Origin of the sequence: Cupriavidus sp. TMH.W2, assembly GCF_050847365.1 — a bacterium.
Taxonomy (GTDB): domain Bacteria; phylum Pseudomonadota; class Gammaproteobacteria; order Burkholderiales; family Burkholderiaceae; genus Cupriavidus.
The window spans coordinates 348,953-368,887 of sequence record NZ_CP193792.1 but is presented as its reverse complement, the minus strand read 5'-3'; the positions used below and the strand labels follow the sequence as shown (position 1 = coordinate 368,887).

The 19,935-nt window shown below is 68.8% G+C and carries 16 protein-coding genes; 2 read left to right on the top strand and 14 right to left on the bottom strand.

The genetic code is table 11. The features are described 5' to 3' along the window. Positions 1-43: 43 nt before the first annotated feature. From ACREYQ_RS01720 to ACREYQ_RS01690, 7 genes are all read right to left on the bottom strand, one after another. A complete protein-coding gene (locus tag ACREYQ_RS01720) occupies positions 44-313 on the bottom strand; it encodes an HPr family phosphocarrier protein (protein ID WP_078195140.1) in 270 nt (89 codons plus the stop codon). After that, positions 282-737, bottom strand: a complete 456-nt coding sequence (locus tag ACREYQ_RS01715) for a PTS sugar transporter subunit IIA (RefSeq protein ID WP_432259089.1) — start codon at positions 735-737, stop codon at positions 282-284. Before ACREYQ_RS01715 ends, ACREYQ_RS01720 begins: the two co-directional genes overlap by 32 nt. 76 nt (positions 738-813) lie before the next feature. Beyond that, on the bottom strand, positions 814-1,782 hold the full coding sequence (gene gshB / locus ACREYQ_RS01710) for a glutathione synthase (RefSeq protein WP_432259088.1): 969 nt from the start codon (positions 1,780-1,782) through the stop codon (positions 814-816). Between the two features lie 6 nt (positions 1,783-1,788). Continuing rightward, positions 1,789-3,084 (bottom strand): glutamate--cysteine ligase, encoded by a 1,296-nt coding sequence (gene gshA, locus ACREYQ_RS01705; RefSeq protein WP_432259087.1) that lies wholly within the window; start codon positions 3,082-3,084, stop codon positions 1,789-1,791. Between the two features lie 558 nt (positions 3,085-3,642). Further along, entirely contained in the window at positions 3,643-5,178 is a 1,536-nt protein-coding gene (locus tag ACREYQ_RS01700) for an ammonium transporter (RefSeq protein ID WP_432259086.1), read from the bottom strand. Between the two features lie 32 nt (positions 5,179-5,210). Further along, positions 5,211-5,549: a P-II family nitrogen regulator gene (locus tag ACREYQ_RS01695; protein WP_010814843.1), complete on the bottom strand. Its 339-nt coding sequence runs from the start codon at positions 5,547-5,549 to the stop codon at positions 5,211-5,213. A 51-nt stretch (positions 5,550-5,600) separates the two neighbouring features. After that, on the bottom strand, positions 5,601-6,404 hold the full coding sequence (locus tag ACREYQ_RS01690; protein ID WP_432259085.1) for a TorF family putative porin: 804 nt from the start codon (positions 6,402-6,404) through the stop codon (positions 5,601-5,603). A 385-nt stretch (positions 6,405-6,789) separates the two neighbouring features. On the opposite strand from ACREYQ_RS01690, the gene ACREYQ_RS01685 reads away from it, so the two are divergent. After that, the gene (locus tag ACREYQ_RS01685) at positions 6,790-7,068 is read left to right on the top strand and encodes an accessory factor UbiK family protein (protein WP_432259084.1); all 279 of its coding nucleotides are present in this window, start codon (positions 6,790-6,792) and stop codon (positions 7,066-7,068) included. Between the two features lie 81 nt (positions 7,069-7,149). Next, positions 7,150-8,694, top strand: coding sequence for a YifB family Mg chelatase-like AAA ATPase (locus ACREYQ_RS01680; protein WP_432259083.1), 1,545 nt, complete (start codon positions 7,150-7,152; stop codon positions 8,692-8,694). Positions 8,695-8,704: 10 nt separating this feature from the next. Here the strand turns inward: ACREYQ_RS01680 and pgi are convergent, their stop codons facing one another. The 7 genes from pgi to ptsP form a co-directional block, all read right to left on the bottom strand. Further along, complete coding sequence (pgi, locus tag ACREYQ_RS01675) at positions 8,705-10,339, bottom strand: glucose-6-phosphate isomerase (RefSeq protein WP_432259082.1); 1,635 nt, start codon at positions 10,337-10,339, stop codon at positions 8,705-8,707. After that, on the bottom strand, positions 10,336-11,823 hold the full coding sequence (gene zwf / locus ACREYQ_RS01670) for a glucose-6-phosphate dehydrogenase (RefSeq protein WP_432259081.1): 1,488 nt from the start codon (positions 11,821-11,823) through the stop codon (positions 10,336-10,338). Before zwf ends, pgi begins: the two co-directional genes overlap by 4 nt. A gap of 60 nt (positions 11,824-11,883) precedes the next feature. Further along, positions 11,884-12,915 carry an SIS domain-containing protein gene (locus tag ACREYQ_RS01665; RefSeq protein WP_432260338.1) on the bottom strand — a complete coding sequence of 344 codons (1,032 nt, stop codon included), beginning with the start codon at positions 12,913-12,915 and terminating at the stop codon, positions 11,884-11,886. Beyond that, positions 12,908-14,011 carry an N-acetylglucosamine-6-phosphate deacetylase gene (nagA, locus tag ACREYQ_RS01660; RefSeq protein WP_432259080.1) on the bottom strand — a complete coding sequence of 368 codons (1,104 nt, stop codon included), beginning with the start codon at positions 14,009-14,011 and terminating at the stop codon, positions 12,908-12,910. The genes ACREYQ_RS01665 and nagA overlap by 8 nt, the downstream gene beginning before the upstream one ends. 42 nt (positions 14,012-14,053) lie before the next feature. After that, positions 14,054-15,118, bottom strand: coding sequence for a porin (locus tag ACREYQ_RS01655; protein WP_432259079.1), 1,065 nt, complete (start codon positions 15,116-15,118; stop codon positions 14,054-14,056). Between the two features lie 120 nt (positions 15,119-15,238). Further along, entirely contained in the window at positions 15,239-16,945 is a 1,707-nt protein-coding gene (gene nagE / locus ACREYQ_RS01650) for an N-acetylglucosamine-specific PTS transporter subunit IIBC (protein WP_432260337.1), read from the bottom strand. A gap of 62 nt (positions 16,946-17,007) precedes the next feature. Further along, entirely contained in the window at positions 17,008-19,560 is a 2,553-nt protein-coding gene (gene ptsP / locus ACREYQ_RS01645) for a phosphoenolpyruvate--protein phosphotransferase (protein WP_432259078.1), read from the bottom strand. Between the last annotated feature and the right edge of the window lie 375 nt (positions 19,561-19,935).

Sequence of the window (19,935 nt, the reverse complement as noted above, 5' to 3'; positions counted from 1 at the left end):
TCCGTCAGGAACGTTTAAAAAATTCGGGTCGAGGCCGCCGGCCTCACTCTCCCTCACCAAAGCGATTGGCGATCAGCGCCAGCAGCGCATCCATCGCTTCCTGCTCGTCTGGACCTTCGGTCTCCAGGGTTACGGTCGAGCCGATCCCGGCGGCCAGCATCATCACGCCCATGATGCTCTTGGCATCGACCTGGCGTCCGTTGCGGGACATTTTGACCTGGCTGACGAAGCTGCCGGCGAGCTGGGTCAACTTGGCGGACGCGCGTGCATGCAGTCCGAGTTTATTGATGATGGTGGTGTCCCTCTGCAGCATATTTGTCGGGATGATTGGCGGTTTGGTTCTGGACGGTGGTGGTGCCGACCTGCAGCACGCCCTGCGAGCCGCCGGCCAGTGCCTTGGTGGCAAGCTGGTCCAGCTTTTCGGCCCGGTAGCAGATGGCGCGCACAAGCATGGGAAGGTTGACGCCGGCCAGCACGCGCACGCGGCCCGGCTCAGCCAGGCGCGCGGCGATATTGGCGGGGGTGGCGCCGAAAATGTCGGTGAGGACCAGCGCGCCGTTGTCTTCGCAGATGGCCGCCAGGCGCCGCCTGGCCTCGGCCAGCACGACAGCTGGGTCCGCGTCGGGAAGGACGTCAATGGCTTCCAGCCGCTGCGGCGGGCCGCAGTAGACGTGGGCGGCGCAATCGCGCAAGGCCGAAGCCAGCGGGGTGTGCGCGATGATCAGAATGCCTGCCATGATGGTGAATCCGTTGGATTGCCCCGATTGTAGCAGGCGCCCCCCGTGCTCCCGCTGCCGACCGGGGCCGTCAGGCTCAGCGCCCGGCCGCGTCCACGGCGTGCTCCAGCGCGTCGATGAACATCGCCGCGACATGGAAGCCGGTCTGCTGGGTGATCTCCTGGAAACAGGTCGGACTCGTCACATTGACCTCGGTCAGGTAGTCGCCGATGACATCCAGGCCCACCAGCAGCAGGCCCTGCTCCCACAAGCCCGGCGCCAGCGCCTCGGCGATCTCGCGGTCGCGCGCGCTCAGTTCCTGCGCGCGGCCGGTGCCGCCGGCAGCCAGGTTGCCGCGCACTTCACCGGCCATCGGCACGCGCGCCAGCGCATATGGCACCGGCACGCCGCCGATCAGCAGGATGCGCTTGTCGCCGTCCTTGATCGCCGGGATATAGCGCTGCACCATCAGCGTTCGGGCGCCGTCCTGGCCCAGCGTCTCGACGATCGCGGCCAGGTTCATGCCATCAGCGCCGACGCGGAACACGCCCATGCCGCCCATGCCGTCCAGCGGCTTGACGATGATGTCGCGATGCTCGGCGTGGAAGTCGCGGATGCGCGCCAGGTCGCGCGTGACCAGCGTCGGCGTGATGTATTCCGGATACTGCGCAATCGCCAGCTTCTCGGAATGGTCGCGGATCGCGCGCGGCTTGTTGAACACGCGCGCGCCCTGCGACTCGGCCAGCTCCAGCAGCCAGGTGCTGGTGACGTACTCCATGTCGAAGGGCGGGTCCTTGCGCATCAGCACGGCGTCGAAGGCCGACAGCGGCTCCAGCGCGCTGTTGCCCTCGCGGTACCAGGCGCCGTGGTCGCCATCGCCGGTCTCGCCGGTGAGGTGCAGGCGCGTGGCCACGGTTTCAACCGTGCGCCCGGACAGGGCCAGTTGCGGCTGCAGGCACCAGTACAGCTCGTGGCCGCGCGCCGCGGCCTCGGTCATCATGGCGTAGGTGGAGTCCTTGTAGGTCTTGAAGGTCTCCAGCGGATCGGTGATGAAGAGGATGCGCATGGGGGCTCAGATAATCGGGTTCGGGTCGGTCTTCTCGAGTTCCAGCGACGCCGCCAGCAAGGCCAGCCGGGCCACCACGCCATACATGTAGAAGCGGTTCGGCACCGCCGCGCCAGGCTTGGCGTGGCTGTCCGGAATACCGTTGGGCGCGAACGCCAGCGGCACGAAATGCATGCCCGGGGCGTTCAGGTTCTCGTCGTTGCCGCGGCCGGTGTGCACGCGGTAGAAGCCGCCGACCACGTAGCGGTCGATCATGTACACCACCGGCTCGGCCACCGCTTCGTTGACCTTTTCGAAGGTGTGCACGCCTTCCTGGATGATGACGTCGCTGACCTCCAGGCCTTCCTTGACGACGCTCATCTTGTTGCGCTCCTTCCGGTTCAGGCCCTTGACCTCGGACGGATCGCGCACGGTCATGATGCCCATGCCGTAGGTGCCGGCATCGGCCTTGACCACCACGTACGGGGTTTCCTTGATGCCGTACTCGCGGTACTTCTTGGCCACCTTCTTGAGCACGCCCTCGACCGCATCGGCCAGCTCTTCCTCGCCCACGCGCTCGTGGAAGTCCACGCCGGTGCACCGGGCGAAGTACGGGTTGACCATCCACGGGTCGATGTCGATCAGCTTGGCGAACTTCTTGGCCACCTCGTCGTAGGCGGCAAAGTGGCTGCTCTTGCGGCGCGTGGACCAGCCGGCGTGCAGCGGCGGCAGCAGGTACTGCTCGTTGATGTTTTCCAGGATCGGCGGGATGCCGGCCGAGAGGTCGTTGTTGAGCAGGATCGAACAGGGATCGAAGTCCTTCAGGCCCAGCCGGCGGCCCTTGGTGCCCAGGCGCGCCAGCGGTTCGACCACCAGGGTCTGGCCGTCCGGCAGCTCGATCGGGGTCGGGTCGGTGATTTCCTCCGAGAGCGAGCCCAGGCGCACGTTCAGGCCCGCCTGGCGCATGATCAGCGACAGCCGCGCCACGTTCTGCAGGTAGAACATGTTGCGCGTGTGACGCTCGGGGATCAGCAGGAGGTTCTTGGCGTCGGGACAGATCTTCTCGATCGCCGCCATCGCCGCCTGCACCGCCAGCGGCAGCATTTCCGGGGCCAGGTTGTTGAAGCCGCCCGGGAACAGGTTGGTATCGACCGGCGCCAGCTTGAAGCCGGCGTTGCGCAGGTCCACCGAGCAATAGAACGGCGGCGTATGCTCCTGCCATTCCAGCCTGAACCAGCGCTCGATGGACGGGGTGGCATCCAGGATCTTCTTTTCCAGTTCGAGCAGCGGACCGTTCAGCGCGGTGATGAGATGCGGGACCATATCCATCCTATAGATCGTCTTAATCGTTCGCCCAGATTGTAGAGGAACGGCCAACCAGGCGCTGGCACACCCTTTATAAGGATATGCAGTGCCTGGCATAAGGGATAACGATATGGGGACGGGCGGCGCGAAATAAAGAGCCGTGCAGAGACTCGGGCAGCAGGCAAAAAAGAAGCGCGGCGATGCCGCGCTATCAAATGGCCTGACAGATACGGGGAGCGTTCTGCAGGTGGAGGAAACTGCCTCACTGGCAATGTATGTGCCCCGCACATTAAAGACAACTGAAGCTTTTTAAGATCGGAGTTAAGCACTTTGCGAAAAAACCCGCGCCCGCCGCGGGGTGATCGCCGGCCTGCCCTTGCCGGGACTCGGTTGGCGGGTTTTGCATGGCGCCACCTATGTCCTGCCCAAGGGTTCGCCGCACGCGTGGCCGGCCGCGGGGCGGCATCCCATGTCTGCAATCGCATGCAATGCCGGTATTAAAAAGCCCGGCACGCGGCCGGGCAAAACTCCTGAGAGAAGATTCCCAATCAGCTCTCCAGCACAACACTTTTACGGTCAGACTTCATAGGCGGTCTCGCCGTGCGAGGTGATATCCAGGCCCTCGCGCTCTTCGTCTTCCGGCACCCGCAGGCCGATCAGCATGTCCACCAGCTTGTAGGCCACGAAGGCCACCACGCCGGACCACACCACGGTGGTCAGCACGCCTTCGAACTGGATCCACAGCTGGCCGGCGATCGAGTAGTCGTCCGCCACCTTGTTGGCCACGTAGTCGTAGATGCCCGTGCCGCCCAGGCTGGGCGCGGCGAAGACGCCGGTCAGCAGCGCCCCCAGGATGCCGCCCACACCGTGCACGCCGAACACGTCCAGCGAGTCGTCCATGCCCAGCATCCGCTTCAGGCCCGTCACGCCCCACAGGCACAGCAGGCCGGCGATCAGGCCCATCGCGATCGAGCCCATCGGGCCGACGAAGCCGGCTGCGGGGGTGATCGCCACCAGGCCGGCCACCGCGCCCGAGGCGCCGCCCAGCATCGACGGCTTGCCCTTGCCGATCCACTCGCCGAAGGTCCACGCCAGCACTGCGGCGCAGGTGGCCAGCAGTGTGTTGACGAAGGCCAGGGCGGCCGAGCCGTTGGCTTCCAGCGCCGAGCCGGCGTTGAAGCCGAACCAGCCGAACCACAGCAGCGAGGCGCCCACCATGGTGAAGGTCAGGCTGTGCGGACGGATCGCCTCGCGGCCGAAGCCAATGCGCTTGCCGAACATGAAGGCACCCACCAGGCCGGCCACGGCCGCGTTGATGTGCACCACCGTGCCGCCGGCGAAGTCGAGCGCGCCCTTCTGGAACAGCCAGCCCGCCTTGGCCGTCGCGGCCGCGCCGGCGGCGGCGTCGGTATAGCCGTCAGGACCCGGCCAGAACCAGACCATGTGCGCCATCGGAATGTAGGCGAAGGTGAACCACAGCACCACGAATACCAGCACCGCCGAGAAGCGCGCGCGCTCGGCAAAGGCGCCGATGATCAGGCTGCAGGTAATGCAGGCGAAGGCGCACTGGAAGGCGAAGTAGCCCAGCTCCGGCACCACCACGCCCTTGCTGAAGGTGGCCGCCACAGCGTCTACCGTCAGCCCCTTCATGAAGAGCCGGTCGGTGCCGCCAAAGAAGGCGTTGCCCTCGGTGAAGGCGAAGCTGTAGCCGTAGATCGCCCACAGCAGCGCCACCACCGAGAAGATCATCAGGCACTGCATCAGCACCGACAGCATGTTCTTCGAACGCACCAGGCCGCCGTAGAACAGCGCCAGGCCCGGCAGCGTCATGAGGATGACGAAGGCCGTCGAGACCAGCAGCCAGGCGGTGTCGCCCTTGTTGGGAACCGGCGCCGCCGGAGCGGCGGCCGCCTCTGCGGGCGCGGCGGCGGCGGGAGCTGCGGCGGCGGCCGCAGCCGGGGCTGCCGCCGGGGCCGCGGCAGCGGCCGGGGCCGAGGCCTCTGCCGCCGGCTTGTCCTGCGCGGCGGCCGGGGTGGACAGGCCCATGCCGGCCGTGCCGATGGCCAGCGCCATCGCGCCGGCCGTCAGGAATCGCTTGATCCAGGTTTTCATGTGATTAACCTCTGTCTCTATGCTGTCTTGGGTCACAGGGCATCGCCGCCGGTCTCGCCGGTGCGGATGCGGATGACCTGCTCGATCGGTGCCACGAAGATCTTGCCGTCGCCGATCTTGCCGGTGCGGGCCGATTTCTCGACCGCCTCGATGGCGCGCTCGACCACGTCGTCGGGCACCGCCACCTCGATCTTCACCTTGGGCAGGAAGTCGACGATGTATTCGGCACCGCGGTACAGCTCGGTGTGACCCTTCTGGCGTCCAAAGCCCTTGACTTCGGTCACGGTAATGCCCGAGACACCAACGTCGGAAAGCGCTTCACGCACCTCGTCGAGCTTGAACGGTTTGATGACTGCGATGATCAGTTTCATCGGATTCTCCTGTGGGCAGGCCCACTGCGGCCCACCCGCGCTAACGCTCAGTTAGAAAGTCTTGGTGAGGGAAGCCCACGCCGTGTTATTGCCGACGTTATGGTTGTAACTGTTCGTATAGAACGAGTCCTTGGCGTTGGTGCCAATATAGGCCAGTGCCAGCGAGAAGCCCTTGCCCAGGTCCTTGGTCAGGCCGAGCTTCCAGTCCAGGTACGAAGCGCCGCTGACGTGTTGCACGGTCTGGTAGCCGACATGCGCGTTCAGGGTCAGGTCCCAGATGTTCAGCGGCCAGTTGACGCTCAGGTCGACGTAGTTGCTGTACTTGCTCTGCGGGATGCCGAACAGGTTGGTCAACGCCTGCGAGTACTTCAGGAACACCGGGCCGTAGCCGATGCCGGCATACAGTTCGGTGGTGTACGGGCGCGTGCTGGTGTAGCCACCCGGATAGAAGTACTGCAGCGCGCCGACGTCGTAGTTGAACTCAAGCTCGTTCACCTTGAAGGTGTTCTTGTAGCCGCCATAGAAATCCATTTCGATCGGCGCCGACACCGACTTGTCGGCATCCGAGATCCAGCTGATGCTGGAGTTCCAGTTGCCGATGTAGAAGCCGCTTTCGTGCGCGTAGTCGAAGCCGCCCTGAATGGCAGGACGGCGGTTTCCCTGGCTCAGACCGCGATAGCGGTAGTCCGAGACCACCGACACGTTGGCCGTGAACGTATGCGGCGATGCCGGCTCGGCGGCTGGGGCTGCAGCTGGTGCGGCCGCGGGCGCCGCCGGGTCCGTGCTCTGCGCCAGGGCGCCGCCGGCGGCGCTGGCCAGGACAACCGCACTGACTGCTAGGGCCAACTTCTTCATGGATTTATTCTCCTTTTCTTGGCTCGGATTTCGTTTGTTGGATTTCGGTGATTCTTTGAGGCAGTTCGGCATCACTACTGCAACTGCCGTGCCAACCCCTCGGAAAACGGCGATCCATGCGGGGGCCGTGGCCAGGCCGTGACCAAAGTCAGGCTTGAATCTGTGCTGCAGCGCAGCCAAATCAGGTTAAAAGGTGTGAACGCGGGGGCGCCGGAGCTTTCGCCCACGTGGCTCTGGGGCGATAATCGAGTCCTGACGGTGGTTGCATAGCGCCAACGCAGAGGTGGTTCGCCCGCATTCAGGGCGCCCAATTCCTGTGCGAAAGCGTGCTATACGCCAGATGCCCACCCGGATTGGCACCAGTTAGGTGCGCAAAGGAGAAACCATGAAACCGACCGATCTCTTCAACGACCTGCAGAACAAGGTCAGCGAGGCGCTGCGCAACTCGCCGGCAAGGGACATCGAAAAGAACGTGCGCAGCATGATGACCCAGGGCTTTGCCAGGCTCGACCTGGTCACGCGCGAGGAATTCGACGTGCAGTCGCAGGTGCTGGCCCGCACCCGCGCCCGCCTGGAGGACCTGGAGGGCCGCGTGGCGGAGCTTGAGCGCCGCGCCGGCATCCCGCCCGGGGCCGGCTCGGTGGACTCGACCGGGGGCGCGTGAGCACGCCGGTCCGGCACCATTCCCCCAGCCTGTCTGAAGGCCGCCAGTCCTGGCGGCCTTTTTCGTTAACAGTTCGATGACATGAGCCTTGCCGTCCTCCGCAGCCGGGCACTGACCGGCATCGCCGCCCCGCCGGTGCGGGTCGAGACCCACCTTGCCAACGGCCTGCCGGCCTTCACCATCGTCGGCCTGGCCGACACCGGCGTGCGCGAAAGCCGCGAGCGCGTGCGCGCCGCCATCCTCAACAGCGGCTACGAGTTCCCCAACCGCCGCATCACGGTCAACCTGGCCCCGGCCGACCTGCCCAAGGAGTCCGGCCGCTTCGACCTGGCCATCGCGCTGGGCATCCTGGCCGCCAGCGGCCAGATCCCGTCCGAGGCGCTGGACGCGCATGAATTCGCCGCCGAGCTGTCCCTGTCCGGCGAGCTGCGCCCGGTGCGCGGCGCGCTGGCCATGGCGATGGGGCTGGCGCGCGACAACGCCGCCCGTGCGGCCGCCGGCGATGCGCCACGCGCCTTTCTGGTGGCCGAGGGCAACGGCGCCGAAGCCGCGCTGATCGAAGACCTGGCCGTGCACGCCGCCGCCACACTGCGCCAGGCCTGCGACCACCTCTGCCCCCTGCCCGACGCGCGCCTGCCCCGTGCCATGCCGCCCTTGCTGCCCGCCACCCTGGAGCGCGGCCCCGACATGCGTGACGTGCGCGGCCAGGCCCAGGCGCGCCGGGCCATGGAAGTCGCCGCAGCCGGCCAGCATTCGGCGTTGCTGGTGGGCCCGCCGGGCACCGGCAAGTCGATGCTGGCGCAGCGTCTGCCCGGGCTGCTGCCGCCAATGTCGCTGCAGGAAGCCCTGGAAACCGCCGCCATCATGAGCCTGACACCGGGCGGCTTCCGCACCGCGCTATGGGGCCAGCGCCCCTGCCGCTCGCCGCACCACACTGCCTCGGGCCCGGCCATGGTCGGCGGCGGCGGCAACCCCCGCCCGGGCGAGATCTCGCTGGCGCACCACGGCGTCCTGTTCCTGGACGAGCTGCCCGAGTTCGACCGCCGGGTGCTGGAAGTCCTGCGCGAGCCGCTGGAATCCGGCCGCATCACCATCGCCCGCGCCGCGGGCCACGCCGACTTCCCCGCCTGCTTCCAGTTCGTGGCCGCGATGAACCCCTGCCCGTGCGGCTACCTCGGCCATCCCGACCGCCCCTGCCGCTGCACGCCCGACCAGGTGCGGCGCTACCAGTCCCGCATCTCCGGCCCCATGCTCGACCGCATCGACCTGCAGGTGGAAGTCCCCGCGCAGGACCAGGGAGAGATGCTCGATGGCCCGCCCGGCGAACCCAGCGCCACGGTGCGCGAGCGCGTGCTGGCCGCGCGCGAACGGCAACTGGCCCGGCAGGGCAAGCCCAACAATGAACTGAGCGGACGGGAGATCGAGCAGCACTGCGCGATGGAACCGCAGGCGCAGGCATTGCTGCGCGGCGCGATGACGCGGCTGGCGTGGTCGGCGCGCTCCTATTACCGCGTGCTGAAGGTGGCCCGCACCATCGCGGACCTGGAAGGCGCGGAAGTCTTGACCGCCGCGCATGTGGGCGAGGCGATCCAGTACCGGCGGGCGTTGCGGATGGCGGGCGGGTGAAGGCCTCGCCCTAACCCACCAGCGACGCCAGCGTCGCCGCCGCCACCGGATCCATCTCCTTCGGCACCTCGCGCCGCGCCAGGCATGCCTGCATGTCCGAGGCAATGGTCTTGCCCAGCTCCACGCCCCACTGGTCATACGCGTGGATGCCCCAGATCGCGGCCTGCACGAAGACCTTGTGCTCGTACAGCGCGATCAGCGCGCCCAGTGATGCGGCGTCGAGCGTGACGAGCCAGAGCAGGCTGACCGGCACGTTGCCGGGGAAGGTGCGATGCGGCGCCAGCCGCGCGGCCTCATGCGGCGGCAGGCCGGAGGCCAACAGCGCGGCCAGGGTTTCGTCGTGCGTGCGCCCGCTGGACAGGGCGCTGGCTTGCGCCAGCAGGTTGGCCATCACCAGCTGGTGATGGGTCCGGGCCTGCGGCAGCGGCACGTCGCAGTGGCGGGTGCCGATCAGGTCGGCGGGCACGAGGTGGGTGCCCTGGTGCAGCAGCTGGAAGTAGGCATGCTGGCCGTCCAGGCCCAGGCCACCCCAGACGATGGGGCCGGTGGCATGGTCCACTACCTTGCCGCTCGCGTCCACGCGCTTGCCGCACGATTCCATGTCCTGCTGCTGCAGGTAGGCGGGCAGCCTGGTCAGCGGGGCCGCATAGGGGGCGACCAGTTGCGTGGGAGCGCCCAGGAAATTGCGGTTCCAGATGCCGCACAGTGCCATCGCCACCGGCAGGTTCCGCGCCAGCGGGGCGCTGCGGAAGTGCGTGTCCATGGCGTGCGCGCCGTCCAGCAGTGCGCGGAACTGGCGCGGGCCGGCGGCGATCATCACCGGCAGTCCGATTGCCGACCACAGCGAATAGCGCCCGCCGACCCAGTCCCAGAAGCGGAACACCTGCTGCGGCAGGTAGCCCTCGGCGACGGCACGCGCGGCGTTGGCGGTGATCGCGGCGAACTGTGCCGGCACTTGCTGCGCCGGGCAGCCGTGGTCCAGCAGCCATTGCCGCGCCGAGGCGGCATTGATCAGCGTGTCGTGCGTGGTGAAGGTCTTGGACGAGACCAGGAACAGCGTGGCGGCGGGCTCGGCCTGGCGCAGCACGGCGTATAGCTGCGCCGGGTCCGGGTTGGAGACGAAGTGCAGTTGCACGGCGTCGCTGGCCTGCGCGGCCAGCGCCTCGCAGGCCATGCGCGGCCCCAGGTCGGAGCCGCCGATGCCGAGGCTGACCACATGCCGGATCGGCGCGCCGCCGAAGCCGCGCACGCGGCCTGCGCGCACGGCATCGGCAAAATCACAGGCGCGCGCCAGTTCGGCGTCGATTGCCGCCGCGAGCTGGCCGCCCCAGGGGGGATGCGCGTCGGCGCCACCGCGCAGCGCGACGTGCAGCACCGCACGGCCTTCGGTGGCGTTGACGCGCTCGCCGGCGAACATCGCGTCGCGCTGCGCTTCGATGCCGGCGTCTTGCGCCAGCGCCAGCAGCGCCTGATAAACGGCTCGGTTGATCCGTTGCCGCGTGAAGTCCAGTTCGATGCCGGCTGCCGACAAGCGCGCGTAGTCGCCGCGGCCCGGCTCGTGCACCAGTTCACGCAGATGCGGCAGCGGCTGCGCCGCCAGCGCGGCGAGAGCCAGCCATGCAGGGCGTTCGGTCAGCCGCATCATGCCTCCTCCGACCACTGCACGCCCTCGCGCGCCATGAACGCCGACGATGCCGCCGGGCCCCAGGTGCCGGCGGTATAGGGGCGCGGGCCTTCATCCTGCTGGCGCCACGCTTCCAGGATCGGGTCGACCCAGGTCCAGGCGGCCTGCAGCTCGTCGCGCCGCACGAACAGCGCCAGCCGCCCGCGGATCACGTCGAGCAGCAAGCGTTCGTACGCTTCGGCGCGCCGGGTGGTGAAGGCCGAGTCCAGATTCAGTGCAAGGCTCAGCGGCTTCAACTTCATGCCCTCGCCCGGCTGCTTCACCATCAGCGTCAGCCGCACCGACTCTTCCGGCTGCAGCCGGATCACCATGCGGTTGGGCTGCAGCGTGCTGCCGGCATCGAAGATCGAATGCGGCACCTCGGCGAAGTTGATCACCACCTCGGTCACGCGCTCCTGCATGCGCTTGCCGGTGCGCAGGTAGAACGGCACCTTGTTCCAGCGCCACGTGCCCAGCTCGGCGCGCATGGCGACGAAGGTCTCGGTGCGGCTGTCGGGCGGAATGCCTTCTTCCTGCAGGTAGCCGCGCACCAGTTCGCCGGCGATGGCGCCCGCGGTGTACTGGCCGCGCACGGTATTGCGGCGCACGTCTTCGGGCGACATCGGCCGCAGCGAGCGCAGCACCTTGAGCTTTTCATCGCGCACCGCGTCGGAGGTGAGCGATGCCGGCGGCTCCATCGCCAGGATGCTGACCAGCTGCAGCAGGTGGTTCTGCACCATGTCGCGCATGGCGCCGGCTTCGTCGTAGAAGCCGCCGCGCGTGCCCACCCCCACGGTCTCGGCCACGGTGATCTGCACGCTGCGCACGAACGGCGTGCGCCACAGCGGCTCGAAGATCGAATTGCCGAAGCGCAGCGCCATCAGGTTCTGCACCGTTTCCTTGCCCAGATAGTGGTCGATCCGGTAGGTGCGGTCCTCGCTGAAGTAGCGGCTCACCACTTCGCCGATGCCGATGGCCGAGGCCAGGTCCACGCCCAGCGGTTTTTCCAGCACCAGGCGCGTGTCGTTGGCAATCAGGCCGTGGCTGGCAAGGTTGTCGCAGGTGGCCGCGAACAATCCGGGCGGCATCGCCATGTAATAGATGCGCAGCGCGTCCTGGCGCAGCTGCCCGGCCAGCGCCGGATAATCGCCGGACTGCGCGGCGTCAAGGTGCACGAATTCCAGCCGCTGCAGGAAGGTCTGCCATTTGGCGGGCTCCAGATAACGGGCATCGACAAACGGTTGCGCGCTCTCGTCGGCAAAACTGACAAAGGCCTCGCGGTCCCAGCGGTGCCGGCCCACACCGATGATGCGGGTGCCGTCGGGCAGGTTGCCGTCGCGGTGGCACATATAGAGCGATGGCAGCAGCTTGCGCGCCGACAGGTCGCCGGCGCCGCCGAAGATGACGAGGTCCAGCGGCCGCGCGTCGGCGGCGGCGGAGGAAGAGGCGGTTCGGGTGGTTTGCATGACGGACTCCTTGCTTGCCGAGGGGCGGCGTGGGGCGGTATTGGGGCAGGATGGGCCGGTTCAGCGCGTCTCTGTCACCTTGCGCAGGTACTGAGGCTGGTCGGGATTGCGTCCACGCGCCAGCGCCAGCGCCTGGGCGGCGACATAGAAGCTCTGGATGGCGCAGACCGGATCGAGCAACGGATGGCCGGCCGGCGTAAGCGGCAACTCCAGTGGCTGCCCCGCATCAACCGTGCCAGGGGGCGCCGCCAGCAGCACGCGCGCACCCCGTGCGCGCATCTCGGCGGCCAGCGCCAGCAGCCCGGCCTGCTCCGGTCCGCGCGGCGCGAACACCAGCAGCGGGTAGCCGTCGCCGATGATTTCCATCGGACCGTGCCGCACTTCGGCACCGGAGAAGGCCTCGGCCTGGATGCCGGAGGTCTCCTTGAGCTTGAGCGCCGCTTCCTGCGCGATCGCCAGGCCCGCGCCGCGGCCCAGCACGATCATGCGCTCGGCGCCGCGCAGCGCGGGCGCCAGCGCCGACCAGTCCTGCGCGGCCGCTTCCGTCAGGGCCGCCGGCAAGCCGTTGCAGGCGTCGAGCAGCTCGCGCTCGCCGCTGCGCGCGGCTTCGAGATGCCCCACCAGCAGCGCCGACATCGACAGCATGGCGATATAACTCTTGGTCGCGGCCACGCTCTGCTCGGGGCCGGCGAGCAAGGGCAATTCATGCGCGCACGCCTGCGCCAGCGGCGAATCCGGGGCGTTGACCAGCGCCACGGTAGCGGCGCCGCCATCGCGCAGCGCCTGCATGGTCTCGACCAGGTCCGGGCTGCGGCCCGACTGCGAGAACGCCACCGCCAGCTGCCCGGCCACGCGCAGCGCGCTGTCGTGCAGCGTCACCGTCGACATCGGCAATGAGGCCACCGGCACGCCCAGCCGGCGCGTGACCAGCGTAGCGAAGTAGCTGGCGGCGTGGTCCGAGCTGCCGCGCGCCACAGTCAGCGCCGCGGGCCAGGCCTGCGCCGCGAGTTGCGCGGCCAGCGCTGCCACGCGCGGCGCATTCGCCAGCTGCGCTGACACCACGGCCGGCGCGCTCAGCGCTTCTTCAAGCATTCTCGACACAGCATTCTCCTTCGACATAAACGGTGCGCACCGACAGCGCGCGGTCCAGCACGACCACGTCGGCCCAGCAGCCCTGCGCCAGCATGCCGCGGTCGGCCATGCCCAGGTATTGGGCCGGATACAGCGACACGCGGCGCGACGCATCGGCCAGGTCCAGGCCGATCGAGACAAAGTTGCGCAGCGCCTGGTCCATGGTCAGCACGCTGCCGGCCAGCGTGCCGTCGGCCAGGCGCACGCTGCCGTTGGCCTTGTAGACGGTCTGGCTGCCGAGGTGGTACACGCCGTCCGGCATGCCGGCGGCGGCGGTGGCGTCGGTCACCGCGTACAGCCGCGGGATCGCGCGCAGCGCGGCACGGATGGCGCCGGGGTGCACGTGCAGCAGGTCGGGGATCAGCTCGGCGAACTCGGCATGCGCCAGCGCCGCCGCCACCACGCCGGGCGCGCGGTGCTGCAGCGGCGTCATCGCGTTGAACAGGTGGGTGAAGCCGCTGGCGCCGGCGTCCAGCGCCGCCACCGCGTCCTCATAGGTGCCCAGCGTGTGGCCCAGTTGCACGCGCACACCGCGCGCGGCCAGCATGCGGATGATGTCGAGGTGCCCAGGCAGTTCGGGCGCCAGCGTCACCACCTTCAGCGGCGCCGCGCCCAGGTACTGCTCCAGTTCTTCCCGCGTGGCGATGACCGAGGTGTCCGGCTGCGCGCCGAGCTTGCCGGGGTTGATATACGGCCCTTCCAGGTGCACGCCAAGCATCCGCGCCGCGCCGGCCGGGCGCTGCGCGCAGGCCCGGTCCAGCGCCTGCAGTGCGGGCAGCAGCACGTCGTGCGGCGAGGTCATGGTGCTGCCCAGCAGGCTGGTGGTGCCGAAGCGCACATGCGCGCGCAGGATCACCGGCACCGCAGCCTCGCCATCCATGAAGTCCTTGCCGCTGCCGCCGTGGTTGAGCAGGTCGACAAACCCCGGCAGCACGTACGGGGCATCGTTGCCCGCGGGCGTGACCGGCACGCCCTCGATGCGCGCGATGCGCCCGTCCGGGCCGGCATGGATCTCTCCGAAGATCCAGCCGGCTGGCGTCAGGATGTTTCCTTTCATTGCAATGCTCTCCCATTCATCTGCTTCACCGGCCAGCCACCGTCAGAACAGGTGAATGATGCCGGCATAGGCGCCCTGCTGGTTCGCCCCGGCGCGCGGCATGGTGTCCGGCGACGCCTCCACCGAGAAGGTGGCATTGCGCGAGTTGAACACCGATGCCACCGTGCCATACAGCGAGGTGCGCTTCGACAAGTCATACTTTGCGCCCAGTGTGACAAGCGTGCCATGCCCGCCGCTTTTGTTCAGGGTGGCGTAGTAGACGCCGGACAGCAGCGTCAGCGCCGGCAGCACGCGGTAATTGGCGCCAACCCACGCCATCTGGCTGCGCGTGGCGGCGTAGGGGTTCTCCGGCGTGGCCACGGTATCGCCCGACGACACCGTCAGGTTGTAGCCGGCGAACAGGCGCAGGTTGTTCAGCGCGTAACTGCCGCCCAGCGTGTACTGGCGCGAGTTGACGTACAGGTTGTCCATGCGGCCCTGCGCGTCGCGCAGTTCTTCATAGATGCCGGTCAGGCTCAGGTTGCCCTGCGCGTACTTGATGGCCGCGCTCAGCTGCTTGCCGCTGTTGAAGCTGCCGGGGACGCCGTCGCTGCCGGCCTGCGCGCGCACGCTCAGGCCGCCCCACACCGGCGAGTTGTAGGTCACGGCATTGGGCCGCGAGCCCCAGTTGCGGCCATAGACCAGGGTCGCGACGGAGCTGGCCTGCAGGCCCATCGGGTCGATCGCGCCGCTCTCGTCGTCGGTCAGGCTCATGGCCCGGCCCAGCAGCAGCGTGCCCCAGTCGTTGCTGGCCAGGCCCACTTGCGCGCGGCGGTTGAACAGCGGATCGGAGCGCCCGGTGCCGGAGGTGATCATGCCCTCCAGGTTGAACACCCCGCGCAGGCCGCCGCCCAGGTCTTCGGCGCCGCGCATGCCCCAAAAGCTGACGCCGTACTGGTTGCTGCCGAAGCGGAAGGTATCGACGTCGCCGCCCGGGCGGGCGATGCCGTTGACATAGTCAAGGCCGGCCACGGCGCGGCCGTACAGGGTGATGCCGGTACCGGCGGACTGGGCGCAGGCGCCCCCGGCCGACGCTGCGAGCAGCGCCGTCATTGCAATGCGTTTCACGATCAATGGCTCCTGGATAGGCAAACGGTATCCACCGGCGCGGCTGTCGTCGCGGCCGCCGTGGTGTTCTGGCCGGTGGCTGAGTTCGACCGCAGCCGCGCGCGGCTGCGGCGGCGGGGGTCAGGTGGGCATGGCTTGCAGGGCGCGCTCGAAGGCGGCCGCGTGTCCGTCTGCCGCATGGCCGAAGGCGATATGTGCGGTGTCCTCGCCGATCCACATCAGCTGGCTGCCGGCAAGGTGGTCGGCACGCACCTGGCCGCGCTCGCGCACCACCACGCGCAGCCGCGTCAGTGCCACCACGCCGACCGAGGCGATATTGGCGGCGCCGCCGAGCGCGTCGATCCACCAGGCGGGATCGAAAGCGCCGGCAGCCGGGGCCCGTGCCGCAGCCGCGGGCGCGGCACTTGCGGCAGCGGCGACAGCCGTACCCTGCGGCGCCTGCTGCAGCACCGCGCGGATGTCGCCGGCAATCTGCTCGGCCTGCGGCCCGATCACCACCTGCACCACATTGGGCGGGCGCCTGAGCACGCCGCGCACGCCCAGCGCCTTGAGCTGCGGTTCGGACACGGCGCCGATATCGGCCACGTTCAGCCGCAGCCGCGTGGTGCAGGCATCGACCACGACCAGGTTGGCGGCGCCGCCCAGCGCCTCGACATAGCGTTGCGCGACGCTGCCTGCGGCCGGCTGCGCGGCGCCGCCGGCAGGCGCCACGGGCACGGCTTCGTCGCGGCCGGGGGTCAGCAGGTTGAAGCGGCGGATGAAGAAGCGGAACAGTCCGTAATAGACCAGCGCATAGGCCAGCCCCAGCGGAATCGCCAGCCAGCCGCGGCTGGACAGCCCATAGCCCAGCACGTAGTCGATGGCGCCGGCCGAGAAGGTGAAGCCCAGCCGGATATCGAGCGCATGGCACAGGGCCATCGACAGGCCGGTCATCAGCGCGTGCAGGCCGTACAGCACCGGCGCCAGGAACATGAAGCTGAACTCGATCGGCTCGGTGATGCCGGTCAGGAACGAGGTCAGCGCCATCGAGAACAGCATGCCGCCCACCAGCGCGCGCCGCGCCGGCGGCGTCTCGTGGTACATCGCCAGGCAGGCGGCGGGCAAGCCGAACATCATCACCGGGAAGAAGCCGGTCATGAACAGGCCCGCGCCGGGGTCGCCGGCAAAGTAGCGGTGCAGGTCGCCCGATACCGCAGCGCCGGTGGCCGGGTCGGCATAGCTGCCGAACACGAACCACGCCAGCGTATTGATCAGGTGGTGCAGCCCGGTTACCAGCAGCAGCCGGTTCAGCAGCCCGAACACAAAGGCGCCGGCCGAGCCCGCCGTGGTCAGCCACGTGCCGGCCGCGTTGATGCCGGTCTGCACCGGCGCCCATGCGTAGGCCAGCACGATGCCCAGCAGCAGGCAGCACAGTGCGGTGACGATGGGCACAAAGCGCTTGCCGGCAAAGAAGCCCAGGTAGGAAGGCAGATTGACATTGCGGTAGCGGTTATAGAGCCCACCCGCCACCGCGCCGGCGACGATGCCGGCCAGCACGCCCATGTCGAGCGACTTGTCGATGGTCTTCATCACGGTGGTCAGCACCAGGTAGCCGATGGTGCCGGCCAGCGCCGCGGCGCCGTTGTTATCGCGTGCGAACCCCACCGCCACGCCGATGGCGAACAGCAGCGCCAGGTTGGCAAAGACCGCGTTGCCGGCCTCGGCCATCAGCCTGATATCGAACACATCGGGCTGGCCCAGGCGCAGCAGCAGGCCGGCCACGGGCAGCACCGCAATCGGCAGCATCAGCGTGGCGCCCAGGCGCTGCACCCTGGGTAACAGGTCCATCTTCATTGGCGTTCTCCGAATCTGTGCGCTTGTAGCGCGTATTGGCTTGGGTGGACCGGCGCTCAGGCCGGCCAGTAGCCGCGGCAAGCATCGCGTACCGCGGCAGCCGATGGCAGCCGCAGCAGTTCGCCAGCGCGCTGGCGGCAGTCCTCGTGTGAAAGCGTGCGCACCCGCGCCTTGACGCCCGGCACCAGGCCGGCATCGACGGACAGCTCGGTCACGCCCAGCCCGACCAGCACCGGCACGGCCAGCGGGTCGCCGGCCAGCGCGCCGCACACGCCCACCCAGCGCCCGTGGCGCGCGGCGCCCTGGGTGGTGGCGGCGATCATGCGCAGCACGGCGGGATGCAGGCCATCCATGCGTGCCGCCAGTTCCGGCTGGCAACGGTCCATGGCCAGCGTGTACTGGGTCAGGTCATTGGTGCCGATCGAGAAGAAGTCGGCGTGCTCGGCCAGCTGGTCGGCCAGCAGCGCGGCGGAAGGGACTTCGATCATCACGCCGACCTCGATGGCGGGGTCGGCGCCCGCTTCTGCCGCCAGCGCGCGGATGCGTTCGCGCCAGGCCAGCAGTTCGCCGACCTCGCTGACCATGGGCAGCAGGATGCGCAGCGGCGCCTTCGCGCGCACCGCCAGCAGGCCGCGCAGTTGCTCATCCAGCAACTGCGGGCGCACCTGTGCCAGGCGCACGCCGCGCAGGCCCAGGGCAGGGTTGTCTTCAGGGGGCAGGTGCAGCCAGGCGGCGTCCTTGTCGCCGCCGATATCGAGCGTGCGCACAATTGCACTGTGGCCGTCCAGGGCATCGGCGATGGCCTGGCAGCTGGCGGTGTGGTCGGCCGCCGCGGGCGCGGTGTTGCCATGCAGGAACAGCAGCTCGGTGCGCAGCAGGCCGACCGCGTCGGCGCCATGCGCGACCGCATTGCGGGCATCGTCGACGCTGCCGATATTGGCGGCCACTTCAATGCGCACGCCATCGCGCGTGCTGGCCACGGCGTGCGCGGCGCGCAGGTCGGCCTCGCGCTGCTGCGCGCGCAGTTTGACCGCATCGGCGGCGGCAGCCAGCAGGTGCGGATCGGGGCTGGCGTGCAGGCGCGCGTTGTCGCCGTCGGCGATGACCGGCGTGCCGTCCGGCAAGCGCTCCAGCGCGTTGCCCAGCGCCACCAGGCACGGCATGCCGAGCTGGCGCGCGATGATGGCGGCGTGCGAGGTCGGACCGCCGCGCACCATCGCCAGCGCGGCCACGCCGCTGCGGTCCAGTCCGGTCAGGTCGGAGGGCGTGAATTCTTCGGCGGCCAGCACGACGGGTTGGCCGTCGGCGGCTGCGGGAAGTTTGGCGGGAGCATTGCCCGCCGGGGCCAGCGCGCGCAGCACGCGCTTCTGCAAGTCGAGCAGGTCACCGGCGCGTTCGGCCATGCGGCGGTCGGCCATTGCCGACAGCATCGCGGCCTCGGCACGGGTGGCTTCGCGCCACGCAAAGCCCGCGCTCTTGCCGGCGTCGATCATGGTGCCGGCGGCGGCGTGCAGCGCCGGGTCGTCCAGCAGCGCGCGGTGCATGGCGAGGATGCCGGCCTCGGCGCCGGCACGCCGCACGCTGGCCGCTTCGCTCTCCTGCGCCAGCCGGGCGTCCACCGCCGCCAGCGCGGCGCGCAGGGCCGTGCGCTCGGCGGCCACGCCCTGCCCGACCTCGTCCGGTTCCGGGGCCGCCTCGCGCCACCAGCGCAGCGGGCCGATGGCGATGCCGGGGGCGGCGGCCACGCCGGCCAGGCATCCCGGCGGCAGGTCAGTGCCAGGGCCGGGCTGTGCCGGCGGCGGGGCCACCGCGGCGGCCTGTTCTTCTTCTCCCACGCCGGCGCGCTGCAGTTCATGCGCGACCGCGTCGAGCGCGGCGCCGGCATCGCGCCCGCTGGCTACCAGCTCGACCGTGGCCCCCTCGCCGGCGGCCAGTCCCATCAGCGCCACCAGGCTGGCCAGGCTGGCCTGGCGCCCGCCGTAGTGCAGCGCCACGGTGGCATCCAGGCCGCGCATGGCTTCTCGCGCCCGTGCGGCGGGCCGGGCGTGGAGGCCGCCGGGGCAGGCCAACGTGACCGAGCGCCGCTGTTGGGCCGCGCCGGTGCCGTCTGCTGGCTGTGCCTGCGCCGCCTCGCCCGCGGCACGCACTTGCAGCACCACAGTGCGGCCCGCCTCGGCCCGGGCCGCCTCGGTGCGGCCGGTGACGGTAAAGGCATCGCCGTTGGCGATCGCCATGACCGTCACCAGGCTGGGCGCCCGCTGCGCCACACGGTCGACATCGAAGCGGATCAGCGCCTCGCCCTGACGCACTGCGTCGCCCTGCGCCACGCAAGGCGCAAAGCCCTCGCCGCGCAGCGATACGGTATCGATGCCGACATGCAGCAGCACCTGCGCCCCGCACGGCGCCTGCAGCGTCAGCGCATGGCCGGTCGCGGCCAGGTGCACGACGGTGCCGTCGCAAGGCGCCACCAGCGTATCGCCCAGCGGGTCGATGGCCAGGCCGTCGCCGAACATGCCTTCGGCAAAGACCGGGTCAGGCACCGCCGCAAGGGGAAGCAGCACTCCGCTCACCGGAGCCCGCAGCAACAGGGTTTCGCTCGTCTCAGCCATCTCGCTTCCAGGAATCGGGGCAGCCGGTGCGGAAATGCGACGGCGCCAGGGTCAGGGGAAAGATAGACGGCCATGGACAATAAAAATACCAGTGAAAACCACTACGCCATATTTGTATCTAAGTGGCATCTTTATTGAGCCAAAACAAAGTGGCCCTTGCACTCCTTGTGAAACTGCCCGAATCGTCACATAAATATCAGATAAAGCTAGGATTTTTCTGACCGATCAAGTCATTTTCCCGTCTCATTAGACGCCAATCCAGTTAGATACCAATTGACGGAAAGCAGGCGCATGGCGAGCTCGAAACACGGCTTACACAATTTTGCCCGGACCGTCGACAGATGTCCTAAAGTGGTATCATCCACAGCAAACTTT

What these genes read in the sequence shown, in the direction of transcription:
- ACREYQ_RS01720 (WP_078195140.1), bottom strand. Translation starts at nt 313, where the DNA reads ATGCTGCAGAGGGACACCACCATCATCAATAAACTCGGACTGCATGCA.
- ACREYQ_RS01715 (WP_432259089.1), bottom strand. Translation starts at nt 737, where the DNA reads ATGGCAGGCATTCTGATCATCGCGCACACCCCGCTGGCTTCGGCCTTG.
- gshB (WP_432259088.1), bottom strand. Translation starts at nt 1,782, where the DNA reads ATGCGCATCCTCTTCATCACCGATCCGCTGGAGACCTTCAAGACCTAC.
- gshA (WP_432259087.1), bottom strand. Translation starts at nt 3,084, where the DNA reads ATGGTCCCGCATCTCATCACCGCGCTGAACGGTCCGCTGCTCGAACTG.
- ACREYQ_RS01700 (WP_432259086.1), bottom strand. Translation starts at nt 5,178, where the DNA reads ATGAAAACCTGGATCAAGCGATTCCTGACGGCCGGCGCGATGGCGCTG.
- ACREYQ_RS01695 (WP_010814843.1), bottom strand. Translation starts at nt 5,549, where the DNA reads ATGAAACTGATCATCGCAGTCATCAAACCGTTCAAGCTCGACGAGGTG.
- ACREYQ_RS01690 (WP_432259085.1), bottom strand. Translation starts at nt 6,404, where the DNA reads ATGAAGAAGTTGGCCCTAGCAGTCAGTGCGGTTGTCCTGGCCAGCGCC.
- ACREYQ_RS01685 (WP_432259084.1), top strand. Translation starts at nt 6,790, where the DNA reads ATGAAACCGACCGATCTCTTCAACGACCTGCAGAACAAGGTCAGCGAG.
- ACREYQ_RS01680 (WP_432259083.1), top strand. Translation starts at nt 7,150, where the DNA reads ATGAGCCTTGCCGTCCTCCGCAGCCGGGCACTGACCGGCATCGCCGCC.
- pgi (WP_432259082.1), bottom strand. Translation starts at nt 10,339, where the DNA reads ATGATGCGGCTGACCGAACGCCCTGCATGGCTGGCTCTCGCCGCGCTG.
- zwf (WP_432259081.1), bottom strand. Translation starts at nt 11,823, where the DNA reads ATGCAAACCACCCGAACCGCCTCTTCCTCCGCCGCCGCCGACGCGCGG.
- ACREYQ_RS01665 (WP_432260338.1), bottom strand. Translation starts at nt 12,915, where the DNA reads ATGCTTGAAGAAGCGCTGAGCGCGCCGGCCGTGGTGTCAGCGCAGCTG.
- nagA (WP_432259080.1), bottom strand. Translation starts at nt 14,011, where the DNA reads ATGAAAGGAAACATCCTGACGCCAGCCGGCTGGATCTTCGGAGAGATC.
- nagE (WP_432260337.1), bottom strand. Translation starts at nt 16,945, where the DNA reads ATGGACCTGTTACCCAGGGTGCAGCGCCTGGGCGCCACGCTGATGCTG.
- ptsP (WP_432259078.1), bottom strand. Translation starts at nt 19,560, where the DNA reads ATGGCTGAGACGAGCGAAACCCTGTTGCTGCGGGCTCCGGTGAGCGGA.